This is a genomic window from Kitasatospora sp. CB01950 (genome assembly GCF_001905465.1).
Classification (GTDB): Bacteria; Actinomycetota; Actinomycetes; order Streptomycetales; family Streptomycetaceae; genus Kitasatospora.
Window position 1 is genome coordinate 175968 of sequence record NZ_LISX01000010.1, and the last position, 13585, is coordinate 189552.

Here is a 13585-nt window from a genome sequence, read left to right on the forward strand (position 1 = left end):
GGGTGTTCTGATGCAGCGTCTGCTGCCGCCGGGCGGGGCTCAGGCGAGGGTGGCGTCCTCCGGGAGGATGGGGAGGCGGCCGACGGGGAGGCCGGTGGCGGCGCGGACGGCGGCGGCGACGGCGGCGGGGGCGACGACGGCGGGGGCGGCGCTGACGGCTTTGGCGCCGAAGGGGGCGACGACGTCGCGTTCTTCGAGGAGGGCGGCGATGCGGATGTCGGGGGTGTCGAGGGCGGTGGGGAGGCGGTAGCCGGTGAGGGAGGCGTTGAGGGGGATGCCGTGTTCGGTGCGGAGGTTCTCGAGCAGGGCGAGTCCGACGCCCTGGGCGACGGCGCCCTCGATGCGGTTCTCGATCTGGCGGGGGTTCAGGGCCCGGCCGACGTCCTGGGCGACGGTCATGTCGACGACCCGGACGGCGCCGAGTTCGATGTCGACGTCGACGACGGCGCGCATCGCGCAGAAGGCGATGGAGACGAAGGCGTCGCCCTGCCCGGTCTCGGGGTCGAGGGGTTCGGTGGGGTGGGGGCGGCACTGGGCGGTGGCCCAGAGTTCGCGGCCTTCGAGCGCCTGGCTGACGGGCATGCCGAGCACACCGTCGTACGAGGTGATCTTCCCGTCGTTGATGGTGAGGAGTTCGACGGACATCCCGAAGTCCGCGGCGATCGGCTGCAGCATCTGGTGGCGGACCATCAGCGCGGCCCGTTCGACGGCGCCGCCGGAGACCCAGGTGTGCCGGCCGCGGGCGGCGGGGCCGGCCGCGGTCTGGTCGGAGTCGACGGGCGCGATGTACACCTCGCTGACGCCGAGCACGGACTGGACGATCTGCCGGGCGAGGGTGGCGAAGCCCTGTCCGGAGTCGACGGCGGCGCAGATGACGGTGGCGTGGTCGCCGGAGACCCGGACGGTCGCGGTGGAGACCTCGTCCTCGCCCTCCGCGCCGAGCATGTGCACCATGCCGACGGCGTAGCCGATGCCGCGTCGCACCGCGGCGGGGTCGCCGGCGCCGCCGGGTCCGCCGGGCAGCAGCCAGTCGGCCTCGGGGTCGTCGAGGGGCAGCGCGGGCAGCGGGGAGTCGGCGAGCGCGTCGAGCAGCGCGGTGACCGGCGCCGGGCAGGTGACGGCCTGTCCGGTGGGCAGCGGGTCGCCGGTGGACATGGCGTTGCGGCGGCGGATCTCCAGCGGGTCGACGCCGAGCTGCTTGGCGAGCTGGTCGAGCTGCGACTCGTACGCGAAGCAGCTCTGCAGCGCGCCCTCGCCGCGCATCCGTCCGGCCGGCGGGTTGTTGGTGCGCACCGCCCAGGCGTCCACGAAGACGTTGGGGCAGGTGTAGGGGCCGACGGAGAACGCGACGGCGGCGGCCAGGGCCTCGGCGGAGACGTCGGCGTAGGCGCCGCCGTCGAGCAGGATCTGCGCCTCGACCTTGACCAGCGTGCCGTCGGCGTCGGCGTGGTGGCGGTAGCGCAGCAGCGCGGGGTGCCGGGTGGTGTGCGCCTGGAAGGACTCGGCGCGGGTGAGGGTCATCTTGACGGGGCGTCCGGTGCGCAGCGCGAGCAGCGCGAGGGTGACCTGGAAGGAGAGGTCCTCGCGGTCGGCGGTGGCGCCGGGGACGCCGGTGGCGACGAGCCGGACCCGGTCGGGTTCGAGGCCGAGGCAGGCGGCGGTGCGGTCGCGGTCGCCGTGCGGGTCGGTGGAGGAGAGGTGCAGTTCGACGCCGCCGTCGGGGCGGGGCACGGCGAGGCCGGCTTCGGCGCCGATCGGGGCGGGGTCCTGCCGGCCGACCTGGTAGAGGCCTTCGACGACGATCGTGCCGACGGCGTCGGGGTCGCCGGTGCGCAGCGGCAGGTGCCGCAGCAGGTTGCCGTCGGGGTGCAACGGCGGGGCGTGGAAGGCGACTTCGGGGTCGGTGACGGGTTCCAGGAGCTCGTACTCGACCAGGATCGCGGCGGCGGCGACCCGGGCGGTGTCGGGGTGGTCGGCGGCGACGGCGGCGACGGGTTCGCCGTGGTGGCGCACCACGCCGGCGGCGAGCACCGGCCGGTCGGCGACGACGGGGGTGCCGTCGGGGCCGGCGGGCAGGTCGGCGGCGGTGACCACGGCGTGCACGCCGGGGACGGCGAGCGCGGCGGAGGTGTCGACGGAGACGATCCGGGCGTGCGGGTGCGGGGAGCGCAGCACGGCGCCCCAGAGCAGTCCTTCGGCCCACAGGTCGGCGGCGTACGGGTAGATGCCGAGGGCCTTGGGGAGGGCGTCGGTGCGCAGCGGGGAGGTGCCGAGGCCGGTGGTGCCGGTCTCGTCGTCCGCGGGGGCGGCCGCCGGGAGCTCGGTGGCGGAGGTCATGCGTTCTCGTCCTCGGGGAGCCTGATGCCGTGGGCGGGGGTGGCGTCGTGGCCGGGAGTGGCCTGGTAGCCGGTGTACTGGTGTCCGTAGCCGTCGGTGGCGTAGACGGTGCCGTCGAAGCCCGGATCCTGGTGCGGGACGCCCTGGTAGACGCCCGGTTCCTGGTGCGGGGTGCCGTGCGGCGGGGTGGGCAGGTAGGGGGTGCCCTGGGCGGGGGTGCCGTAGAGGGCGCCGTCGGCGGCGGTGCCGTGGGCGGGGGTGGGTTCCCAGCCGGCGGGCGCGGGGGCCGCATAAACGGCGTCGGCGGGGGCGGACCAGTCCTGGACGACGGGTTCGGCCTGCGCCTGCGGCGGGATCAACTGGTCTGCCTCGTGCCAGAGTTCGGAGTCGGCGTAGAGCGGCAGCTCGCCGGCCAGCGGGAGGTCGGCGAAGGACTGCTCGGTGGCCCGCGGCGGGGCCGCGGCGGCGGTCGGTTCGTCGGGTGCGGCGGTGGCGGCGGCCTGTTCGGCGGCGTCGAGTTCCGCTTCGAGGGCGGCTTCGCGGGCTTCGGCGACGGTCTGGACGGCGGCCAGGGCGCCCCGGTAGCCGGTGCAGCGGCAGAGGTTGCCGCAGAGCGCCTGGCGGGCCTCGATCTCGCTGGGCCGGTGGTTGCGCTGCAGCAGGTCGTGGACGGCCATCGCGAGGCCGGGGGTGCAGTAGCCGCACTGGACGGCGCCGGAGTCGGCGAGCGCCTGCTGGACGTCGCTGGCGCCGCCGCTGCCGGACAGGCCCTCGACGGTGTTGATCTCGCTGTCGGCGGCGAGCGCGGCGGGCACCAGGCAGCCGTTCACCAGCTGCCCGTCGACCTGCACCGAGCAGGCCCCGCACTCGCCCTGTTCGCAGCCGTCCTTGGCGCCGGCCAGGCCGAGGCGTTCGCGCAGCACGTACAGCAGGCTCTCGCCGATCCAGGCGTCGCTGACGGGTCGTTCGACGCCGTTGACGCGCAGTGTGTACGAGGCGGTGGGGCGCACGTCGCCGGTGAGCGCCCCGGGGTGGTTCAGCAGTTCATCGGTCACTTCAGCGCCCTTCCCAACGCCCGGCGGGCCAGCACGGCCACGGTACGCCGCAGGCGGGCGCCGGCCGGGCCCGCCCCCTCGCCGCCGGCGGCGCCCTCGGGGACGCAGGCGCCGGCCACGTAGTCGCCGAACGCGGCGAGCGCGGCGGGGTCGATGACGACGGCGCCGTCCTCGCCGCGGGCGTCCCAGTCGATGCAGCCGGCCACCCAGTTCTCGGCCTCCAGCGGCCGCAGCGGGACGGGGGCGGCGGCGCCGACGGCGCAGCGCACGCCGCGCCGGGCGGGGTCGAGGACCAGGGCGACGGAGGCGGCGGCGCGGGACGGTCCGCTGCGGCCGGTGGACTTGAGGAACACCTGCGGGGCGTGCAGCAGCGGCACCCGCACCCAGGTGAGGAGTTCGCCGGGGCGCAGCGGGTCGAGTCCGGTGAGCAGGTGGCTGATCGGCACGTCGCGGACGCCGCCGGGCCGGGCGAGGGTGGCGGTGGCTTCGAGGGCGGCGAGCACCGGGAGGGTGTCGCCGGCGGGTGCGGCGGTGGCGATGTTGCCGCCGAGGGTGCCGACGTTGCGGACCTGCGGGGGGCCGGCGGTGCGGGCGGCGTCGGCGAGGGCCGGGATCAGGGCGGCGAAGTCGGGGCGGTCCATCCGGGCGTGGGTGAGTCCGGCGCCGAGGACGGCGGTGCCGCCGTCCTCGTAGCGCCAGCCGCGCAGTTCGGTGATCCGGCCGAGTCCGATCAGTGCGGCGGGCCGCAGCCGTCCGCCGTTGACGGCCTCCATCAGGTCGGTGGCGCCTGCCACCGGCACCGCCCCTGGGGTGGCGGCCAGCGCTTCGACCGCCTCGTCGACCGAGGACGGCATCATGATCGTCCGGTTCACCAGGTTCCCACCGTGCTCCATTTGCAGTGCGGCCTGCCGCCCGTAGGGTACGGGCGATCGGTGCGGGTTGGGCAACTCTGGCACACAAAGACCGCTGATCATTTCCGGGGTCGCGGACAGGTCCGAACAACTCGGGACAACTCCGGGCGCGAACGCGCACGAACACGACCTGGCCGATGTCCAGCCGATCGGCTGTTCATCTGATCATGACGTGGCGACCGCGCCCGAAGTTCCGGTACGTCCTATTCCGTCGATCCCGGCCGGCCGTCCGTCGGCCGGCCGACGATGCCGGGCTTGCGCTGCCAGGGGCGCGGGCCCTCGGGGCGGCGGTACTCGATGCCGAGCGCGTCGAGGCGCGGGTAGTGGCCGGCCATCCGGGTCTCGAAGTCGGCCCAGTCGCGGGCGGCGGGGTCGCGCGGCAGGTCGGACCAGGCGACCTCGGCGAACGCGGCGAGCCGCGGGAACACCTTGTAGTCGACGTCCCGGCCGTCGAGCATGAACTCGGTCCAGATGTTCGCCTGGGTGCCGATGACGTGCCGGGCGGCCTGCTCGTCGAGCTGCGGCGGGACGGGCTCGAAGCGGTAGACGTCCTCCAGCGAGCGCACCCAGCCGACCGGGACCGGCTCGTCCTCGCCGCCGTCCTGCCGGTGGTCGAGGTAGACGTGCTGCTCGGGGCACATCACCACGTCGTGCCCGGCCTGCGCGGCGGCGATGCCGCCCTGGTAGCCGCGCCAGGAGGAGACCGCGGCGCCGGGGGCGAGGCCGCCCTCCAGGATCTCGTCCCAGCCGATCAGGCGACGGCCGCGCTCGGCCAGCCAGCCGTCGAAGTGCCGGATGACGTGGCTCTGCAGCTCGAACTCGTCGGCGAGGCCGAGCTCGGCGATCCGGGCCTGCGCGGCCGGGCTGGCCTTCCACTGGTCCTTGGGGCACTCGTCGCCGCCGAGGTGGACGAAGGTGGAGGGGAAGATCTCCAGCACCTCCTCCAGCACGTGCTCGTAGAAGCGCAGGGTGGCCTCGGAGGCGTTCAGGATGTTCTCGCTGACGCCCCAGTCGGTCCAGGTGCCGAGCGCGGCGGTGTCCACCACGTCGGTGTTGCCGAGCTCGGGGTAGGCGGCGATGGCGGCCTGGTTGTGGCCGGGCAGGTCGACCTCGGGGACGACGGTGATGTGCCGGGCGGCGGCGTAGGCGACGATCTCGCGCAGGTCGTCCTGGGTGTAGTAGCCGCCGTGCGGCTGGTCGTCGTGCCGCTTGCCGGCCCGGTAGCCGACCATCGACCGCTCCCGCCAGGACGCGGTCTCGGTGAGCTTCGGGTAGCGCTTGACCTCGATCCGCCAGCCCTGGTCGTCGGTCAGGTGGAAGTGGAGGACGTTCAGCTTGTGTGCGGCCAGCTGGTCGATGAACCGCAGCACGCCGGCCTTCGGCATGAAGTGCCGGGAGACGTCCAGCAGCGCGCCGCGCCAGCCGAACCGGGGCGCGTCGTGGATCTCCACCGCGGGCACCGTCCAGCGCGCGCCGGGCAGCGGCGCGGTGCGGTACGCGGCGGGGCCGAGCAGCTGGCGCAGGGTCTGCGCGGCGTACGACAGGCCTGCGGCGCTGCCGCCGGTGAGCCGCACCGCGTCCGGACCGGCGCTCAGCCGGTACTCCTCGGCGGCCAGGGCGTCGTCGAGCGCGAGCACCAGGCCGTCGGCCTGCCCGGCCGGGGCCGGGTCCAGGTCGAAGCCGGTGGCGGCGGACAGCTCGGCGCGCAGCCGGCGGGCGACGCCCTCGGCGCCGGGCGCGGCGGCGATCCGGCTGCCGGCGTGCAGCTCGAACGGGGCGGTGTCGGCGGGGGTGTGGACGTGCGACGGGGCAGGGATGAGGTCCATGCGCCTCATCCTGCCCCGGTGAACCCCGATTGGCATAGACCATTCGGGGCCTGCGTACGGCCCGGCCGTCAGTCCTTCTTGTCGTCCCCGCCCGGGTTGTTCAGCCCGTCGAAGATCTCCTTGCACATCGGGCAGACCGGGTACTTCTTCGGGTCGCGGCCGGGCACCCAGACCTTGCCGCACAGCGCCACCACGGGGGACCCGGAGAGCGCGCTCTCCATGATCTTGTCCTTCTGGACGTAGTGGGCGAAGCGCTCGTGGTCGCCGTCCCCGTGCGAAGTCTGCGGGACGGGCTCGACCAGGGTGCCGGTGCCGAGGCCGCGCTCGGGCTCAAGAGTGCTCATGGGTGCCAAGTCTATGGGGGTCGCCCGGAAGGGGGCCACCATCCGGAGACAGGCTGCCGGTCAGTTCAGCGTCGGGTCGTCCGGGTAGGTGGCGAGCATCGCCAGCGGCCCGCGCTGGCGGCGCAGCACGGCCCGCCACATCCGGTCCGGCTGCACGCAGGAGACGTCGCCGGCCTCGCACTCCACCGGGTACCAGGCGCCCTCGGCGATCTCCTGTTCCAGCTGGCCGGGCGACCAGCCCGCGTAGCCGGCGAACACCCGCATGCCGCCGAGCACCCCGGCCAGCACCTCCGGCGGGGCCTCCAGGTCGACCAGCCCGATCGCCCCGTGCACCCGCCGCCAGCCGAGCGGCCCCGGGTGGGCCTCCTCGCCGGGCACCACTGCGATCGCCAGCGCGGAGTCCAGCCCCACCGGCCCGCCCTGGAAGACCACCGCCGGGTCCCCGGTCAGCGACGCCCAGCCGTCGAGCACTGCGGCCACGTCCACGGGGGTGGGCCGGTTGAGGACGACGCCGAGCGCGCCCTCGGCGTCGTGGTCGAGCAGCAGGACCACCGACCTGGCGAAGTTCGGGTCCGTCAGCACGGGCGTCGCCACGATCAGTCGGCCGGTGAGCGAGGGGGCCGCTTCCATGCCTGCCATGATGCCTCCCTACAGGCCCTGCGGGACACCCGGCAGGCCGTCGGCGGGGCCACCCGTCCGGCGCAATGGCGGTGCCGCTCGACACCCCTTACAGCATGATCACCAATAGGGCACACGGGAACCAATCGCCCACCCTCTACCATCTATGAGGTGGCGAAGGGCCATTCCCTCAGCTCCCCAGCCGAAAACCTCCCCTGCGCACCCGGATTGCGAGAACGATGACCGACGACGTCCTGCTGGTCCACGGCGGAAACCCGCTCGAAGGCGAGATCCAGATCCGCGGCGCCAAGAACCTGGTCCCCAAGGCCATGGTCGCCGCGCTGCTCGGCCAGGGCCCCAGCAGACTGCGCAGCGTTCCGGACATCCGGGACGTCAAGGTCGTCCGCGGCCTGCTGCAGCTGCACGGTGTCACTGTCCGCACCGGCGACGAGGAGGGCGAGCTGATCCTCGACCCGTCGCACGTCGAGAGCGCCAACGTGGCGGACATCGACGCGCACGCCGGCTCCTCGCGCATCCCGATCCTGTTCTGCGGCCCGCTGCTGCACCGCCTCGGCCACGCCTTCATCCCGGGCCTGGGCGGCTGCGACATCGGCGGCCGGCCGGTGGACTTCCACTTCGAGGTGCTCCGCCAGTTCGGCGCCACCATCGAGAAGCACCCCCAGGGCACCTACCTGGTGGCCACCCAGCGGCTGCGCGGCACCAAGATCGAGCTGCCGTACCCGTCCGTCGGCGCCACCGAGCAGGTGCTGCTGACGGCGGTGCTCGCGGAGGGCGTCACCGAGCTGCGCAACGCCGCGATCGAGCCGGAGATCGTCGACCTGATCTGCGTACTGCAGAAGATGGGCGCGATCATCTCGCTGGGCACCGACCGCACCATCCTGATCACCGGCGTCGACGAGCTGGACGGCTACACCCACCGGGCGCTGCCGGACCGCCTGGAGGCCGCCTCCTGGGCGTGCGCGGCGCTGGCCACCAAGGGCGACATCTACGTCCGCGGCGCCGAGCAGATCCCGATGATGACCTTCCTGAACACCTTCCGGAAGGTCGGCGGCGCCTACGAGATCGACGACGCGGGCATCCGCTTCTGGCACCCGGGCGGCGAGCTCAAGGCGATCGCCCTGGAGACCGACGTCCACCCGGGCTTCCAGACCGACTGGCAGCAGCCGCTGGTGGTGGCGCTGACCCAGGCCACCGGCCTCTCGATCGTGCACGAGACGGTGTACGAGTCGCGGCTCGGCTTCACCGGCGCGCTGAACCAGATGGGCGCGCACATCCAGCTGTACCGCGAGTGCCTGGGCGGCACCCCGTGCCGGTTCGGCGCGCGCAACTTCAAGCACTCCGCGGTGGTCTCCGGCCCGTCCAAGCTGATGGGCGGCGAGCTGGTCATCCCCGACCTGCGCGGCGGCTTCTCGTACCTGATCGCGGCGCTGGCCGCCGAGGGCACCTCCACGGTGCACGGCATCGACCTGATCAACCGCGGCTACGAGAACTTCATGGACAAGCTGCGCGACCTGGGCGCGCACATCGAGCTGCCGTCGGAGGTCGACTCGGCCGAGGTCGAGCTGACCGCCTGACGCAGGGCCCGAACACGCCGGTGGCCGGCCTCCCCGAGGGGAGACCGGCCACCGGTGCGTTCAGCGGAGGGTCACTTGCCCTTCGCGGCTTCCTTCAGCTTCGAGCCGGCGCTCACCTTGACGCTGAAGCCCTCGGCGATCTGGATCGGCTCGCCGGTCTGCGGGTTGCGGGCGGTGCGGGCGGCGCGGAGGGTGCGCTCGAAGGTCAGGAAACCGGGGATGGTGACCTTCTCGTCGCCCTTGGCGACGACCTCGCCGGTGATCTCGGCGAAGGCGGCCAGCACGGCGTCGGCGTCCTTGCGGGTCACCTCGGCGCGCTCGGCCAGCGCGGCCACCAGCTCACTGCGGTTCATGTGTACTCCTGTGGTCTGTTGCTCTGCCGTGCGCGGAGGCATGGCCGGTCCGCGCGACGGTGCTCGTTCAGGCGAGGGGTGGTCAGGGGCCGGGCTCGCACCGCGAAGCGCCGCAAACTGCCCGCCTGGGTACGAATCCTGCCCCGACCGGCACTGAGAAAGCCAATCGGGCACCGGCGTGGTTGACCCGAACAGCGCCCACCGGACAGAGGTGTGACGCTCCGTCGGCTCCGGGGTGGCCGGGGTGGGCGGCGGCCGGGACGACACGCCGTGGCACAACCGGGGACGTTCCGTACTTGTCGGACACGCCGCCTCGTGCCAGGGCTACCGTACGCCCTGTCACCGACAAGCCCAAACACGCCCCTTTCCCTTGTGTCGCAAGGGATCCGGCACGTTCGTCGCAATCCGGCCGCGGCGAACGTGCCGGGCGCTCACCGGCTCAGAGCTGAACGGCCGGGAACGCGGCGGTGTCGAGCGTTCCGACGATGCCCGAGGTGGGCTTCACGGGGGCCGTCTCGGCGCCCCCACGGGCCGCCACGGCGGCGTCCCGGACGGCCGAGGCGACGGTCTTGGCCACGCCGGGGTGGAAGACGCTGGGGATGATGTAGTTCGGGTTCAGCTCGTCGTCGGTGACGGTGGTGGCCAGCGCGCGGGCGGCGGCCAGCATCATCTCGGTGTCGACGCTGCTGGACTGGGCGTCCAGCAGGCCGCGGAAAACACCCGGGAAGACCAGCACGTTGTTGATCTGGTTGGGGAAGTCGCTGCGGCCGGTGGCGACCACCGCGGCGGTCTGGCGGGCGACCGCCGGGTCGACCTCCGGGTCGGGGTTGGCCAGCGCGAAGACGATCGCGTCCTCGGCCATGGTGGCCAGGTCGTCGCCGTCCAGCACGTTCGGGGCGGAGACGCCGATGAACACGTCGGCGCCGGCCACGGCCTCCTTGAGGGTGCCGGTGCGGCCGGAGCGGTTGGTGTTCTCGGCGATCCAGCGCAGGCTCTCGTTCAGGTCCTCGCGGCCCTGGTGGACCACGCCCTGCACGTCCGCGACGGTGGCGTGCACGACGCCCGCCGCCATCAGCAGCTTGAGGATCGCGGTGCCGGCGGCGCCGGCGCCGCTCATCACCACGCGGATCTCGCCGATCTCCTTGCCGACCACCTTCAGCGCGTTGGTCAGCGCCGCCAGCACCACGATCGCGGTGCCGTGCTGGTCGTCGTGGAAGACCGGGATGTCCAGCGCCTCGCGCAGCCGGGCCTCGATCTCGAAGCAGCGCGGCGCGGAGATGTCCTCCAGGTTGATGCCGGCGAAGCCCGGGGCGATGGCCTTGACGATCGCGACGATCTCGTCGGCGTCCTGGGTGTCCAGGCAGAGCGGCCACGCGTCGATGCCCGCGAAGCGCTTGAACAGCGCCGCCTTGCCCTCCATGACCGGCAGCGCGGCCTTCGGGCCGATGTTGCCCAGGCCCAGCACCGCGGAGCCGTCGGTGACCACCGCGACGGAGTTGCGCTTGATGGTCAGGCGGCGGGCGTCCTCCGGGTTCTCGGCGATCGCCATGCACACCCGGGCCACGCCCGGGGTGTAGATCATGCTGAGGTCGTCGCGGTTGCGGATCGGCAGCTTCGAGGACATCTCGATCTTGCCGCCGAGGTGCATCAGGAAGGTACGGTCCGAGACCTTGCCGATGGTGACGCCGTCGATCGCGCGGAGCTTCTCCACGATCTCCTCGCCGTGCGCCACCGAGGACGCCGCGACGGTGACGTCGATCCGCAGCGCCTCCAGGCCGGACGCGGTGACGTCGAGGCCGGTGACCGAGCCGCCGGAGGACTCGACCGCGGTGGTGATGGAGCTCACCGCGTTGCCGGTGGCCGGCACCTCCAACCGGACCGTGATCGAGTTCGAGACACTGGGCACCGTCGCCATCGACGTCCTTCTTCCTAGAATCAGCAGGCCGTGACCGGCCCGGTAATCGCGCAGCATGCTAGGTATCGATCGTCGCACCTACCGACCGCTTGCCAGAAATAACGTTCATTGAGTGTGCGGATCCGACAAACCGCCCCCGCCCGGGCAGGCGGCCTCCTTGCCCGCGGGCCGGGATGCGTTACATTGGAACGGCACCGGCTCGATCCAAGCCCCCGGGCCCAACCTTCGTCCCTTCGAGGGACCACTTGCCGCGAGGCGAGCATGGCGGGTCGGTGTTCAGCTTCACGAAGGCCCCCCACCTCCTGGTGGGGGGCCTTCGTGCGTGCGCCTACTTCAGCAGCGCGGGGACGCCAGCGGCGTCCGGCAGGTCGTCCGGGCCGGACAGCACGGTCAGCCGCTGGGTGGCGCGGGTCAGCGCCACGTACAGCACCCGCAGGCCCGCCTCCGACTCGCCCGCGATGCCGGTCGGGTCGGCGACGACGGTGGCGTCGTACTCCAGGCCCTTGGCCTCCAGACTGCCCAGCGCCACCACCCGCTCGCCCAGGCCCTCGGCCCAGGACGCGGCCTCCGCGCGGCGGTCCATCGGGACGACGATCGCGACGGTGCCGTCCACCTCGCCCAGCAGCCACTCCAGCTCGGCCCTGGCGGCCTTGCCGAAGGACTCCGCGCCGGTCTCCCGGACGGCCGCGAACCGCGGGCGCACGCCGGTCGCCCGGACCGCGCTCGGCGACGGGGTGCCCGGCGCGGCCAGCGCCAGCACCTTCGCCGCCACCTCGGCGATCTCCGCCGGGTTGCGGTAGTTCACGGTCAGCGTGTGCCGGCGGCGCGGCTTGCCCGCCAGCACCTCGTCCATCGCCGCCTGCGCCTCCTCGGGGAACGGCCAGGACGACTGCGCCGGGTCGCCGACGATGGTCCAGGTCGCCATCCGGGAGCGGCGGCCGATCATCCGCCACTGCATCGGCGTGAGGTCCTGCGCCTCGTCGACGATCACGTGCGCGTACTCGCGGCGCTCCTCGGGGATCCGCTCGCGCTCGCGCCTGCCGTACGTCCGCTCGCCGTACGTGGTGACTTCCTCCAACCCGGTCAGCAGGTCGATCGCGTCGACCTCGCGGACCTTCGGGCGGGCCGGCTCGCCGAGCAGCACGTGCAGCTCGTCCACCAGGGCCACGTCGTGCGCCGACAGGTCGCCGGCGCCCCGGTCGTCCAGGTGCCGCCAGGACGCCGCCAGCAGGCGGGACTCGTCCGGGGTGACGGCGCGGCGGGCGATCCGGTTGGTGTGCCGGTGCTGGCGCAGCGTGGCCAGTACCCGGCGCGGGGTGACCGCCGGCCACCAGGCGTCCAGGAAGTCCAGGAACGCGGCCTCGTCGGAGACGTACTCGTCGAAGGTCTCGCGTTCCTCCTGGCGCTGCTCGCGCTCGGCGTAGCCGGCCGGCTTCGGCAGGTCGCGGACGGCCTCCGACCAGAGCGCGTCGAGCAGCAGGCGGCGGGCGCGCGGGCGGAGCAGGTTGAGCGGGGTGCCGCCGCCGCCGACCACGTTGCCGCGGACGGCCTTGAGCCGGCCGGCGTCCAGCCGCAGCACCTGGCCGCGGGCGAACACCTTGAACTCGGTCGGCGCGCCCAGTTCGAGGGCGGCCCGGGCGGCCCGGCGCAGCAGCTGGACCATCCGCGAGGAGCCCTTGATCCGGGACACCTCCGGGCTGTCGTAGCGGCCGGCCTCGATGCCGTCGACCAGGCTGCCGACCGCGCGGATCGCGACCTGGCCCTCCTCGCCGAGCGAGGGCAGCACGCCCTCGGTGTAGGAGACCAGCAGCGCCGTGGGGCTGACCACCAGGATGCCGCCCGCGTAGCGGCGGCGGTCCTGGTAGAGCAGGAACGCGGCGCGGTGCAGGGCGACGGCGGTCTTGCCGGTGCCGGGGCCGCCGGTGACCAGCGTGGCGCCGGCCGCGGCGGCCCGGATCACCTCGTCCTGTTCCTTCTGGATGGACGAGACGATGTCGCGCATCGTGTGGCCGCGGGCCCGGCCGAGGGTCGCCATCAGCGCCCCGTCGCCGACCACGGCGAGTTCCTCGCCGCCCAGCGTCGGCGTCAGGTCGGGACGCAGCAGGTCGTCCTCGACGCCGATGACCTTGCGGCCCTTGGAACGGATCACCCGGCGGCGGATGACCCGGCCCGGTTCCAGCGGCGTGGCCCGGTAGAACGGCGCGGCCGCCGGGGCCCGCCAGTCGATGACCAGCGGGCCGAACTCGGCGTCGAGCACGCCGAGCCGGCCGATGTGCAGGCTCTCGGCGACCGCCGGGTCGGCCGGGTCCATCGGGGTCTGCGAGGGGATCCCGTGTTCCTCGGGCGCGTCGGCCTCCTGGAGGTCGATGCGCCCGAAGAGGAAGTCCTCGAACTCGTTGTTGAGTCGTTGCAGGTGCGCGCCGGCGCGGTACACCTGGGCGTCGCGCTCGGCGAGTGCGCCCGGTGTGCCCACCTGCACGCGCTTCGCGGCGTCCTCCAGGATGTACTCCGCCTCGGCGAGCTTCTCCTCCAGCCGTTGGTAGACGGTGTCGAGATGCTGCTGTTCCCCCGCGATCTCGCGGTCGCGGACAGTGTCGGTGTAGTGCTCGGCAGAGCCGTGCGCGCCCAAGG

The 13585-nt window shown here is 73.4% G+C and carries 10 protein-coding genes; 1 reads left to right on the plus strand and 9 read right to left on the minus strand.

The window, feature by feature from the left end; all coding sequences use genetic code 11:
• Positions 1 to 39 precede the first annotated feature (39 nt).
• From AMK19_RS24745 to AMK19_RS24770, 6 genes are all read right to left on the minus strand, one after another.
• Positions 40 to 2337 (minus strand): xanthine dehydrogenase family protein molybdopterin-binding subunit, encoded by a 2298-nt coding sequence (locus tag AMK19_RS24745; RefSeq protein WP_073815383.1) that lies wholly within the window; start codon positions 2335 to 2337, stop codon positions 40 to 42.
• Positions 2334 to 3392 carry a 2Fe-2S iron-sulfur cluster-binding protein gene (locus AMK19_RS38670; protein ID WP_443135037.1) on the minus strand — a complete coding sequence of 353 codons (1059 nt, stop codon included), beginning with the start codon at positions 3390 to 3392 and terminating at the stop codon, positions 2334 to 2336. The genes AMK19_RS24745 and AMK19_RS38670 overlap by 4 nt, the downstream gene beginning before the upstream one ends.
• The gene (locus AMK19_RS24755) at positions 3389 to 4285 is read right to left on the minus strand and encodes an FAD binding domain-containing protein (RefSeq protein WP_073815384.1); all 897 of its coding nucleotides are present in this window, start codon (positions 4283 to 4285) and stop codon (positions 3389 to 3391) included. Before AMK19_RS24755 ends, AMK19_RS38670 begins: the two co-directional genes overlap by 4 nt.
• A gap of 221 nt (positions 4286 to 4506) precedes the next feature.
• On the minus strand, positions 4507 to 6129 hold the full coding sequence (locus AMK19_RS24760; RefSeq protein WP_073815386.1) for a beta-N-acetylhexosaminidase: 1623 nt from the start codon (positions 6127 to 6129) through the stop codon (positions 4507 to 4509).
• 68 nt (positions 6130 to 6197) lie between these two features.
• Complete coding sequence (locus tag AMK19_RS24765) at positions 6198 to 6473, minus strand: DUF3039 domain-containing protein (RefSeq protein ID WP_030459614.1); 276 nt, start codon at positions 6471 to 6473, stop codon at positions 6198 to 6200.
• 60 nt (positions 6474 to 6533) lie between these two features.
• Positions 6534 to 7112 (minus strand): YqgE/AlgH family protein, encoded by a 579-nt coding sequence (locus AMK19_RS24770; protein ID WP_073815388.1) that lies wholly within the window; start codon positions 7110 to 7112, stop codon positions 6534 to 6536.
• Between the two features lie 218 nt (positions 7113 to 7330).
• On the opposite strand from AMK19_RS24770, the gene murA reads away from it, so the two are divergent.
• On the plus strand, positions 7331 to 8686 hold the full coding sequence (murA, locus tag AMK19_RS24775; protein ID WP_073815389.1) for a UDP-N-acetylglucosamine 1-carboxyvinyltransferase: 1356 nt from the start codon (positions 7331 to 7333) through the stop codon (positions 8684 to 8686).
• A 71-nt stretch (positions 8687 to 8757) separates the two neighbouring features.
• Here murA and AMK19_RS24780 read toward each other — a convergent pair whose 3' ends face one another.
• From AMK19_RS24780 to AMK19_RS24790, 3 genes are all read right to left on the minus strand, one after another.
• Positions 8758 to 9039, minus strand: a complete 282-nt coding sequence (locus tag AMK19_RS24780) for an HU family DNA-binding protein (protein ID WP_014136004.1) — start codon at positions 9037 to 9039, stop codon at positions 8758 to 8760.
• Positions 9040 to 9478: 439 nt separating this feature from the next.
• On the minus strand, positions 9479 to 10954 hold the full coding sequence (locus AMK19_RS24785) for an NAD-dependent malic enzyme (protein WP_073815390.1): 1476 nt from the start codon (positions 10952 to 10954) through the stop codon (positions 9479 to 9481).
• 328 nt (positions 10955 to 11282) lie between these two features.
• A complete protein-coding gene (locus tag AMK19_RS24790) occupies positions 11283 to 13583 on the minus strand; it encodes a HelD family protein (RefSeq protein WP_073815392.1) in 2301 nt (766 codons plus the stop codon).
• Between the last annotated feature and the right edge of the window lie 2 nt (positions 13584 to 13585).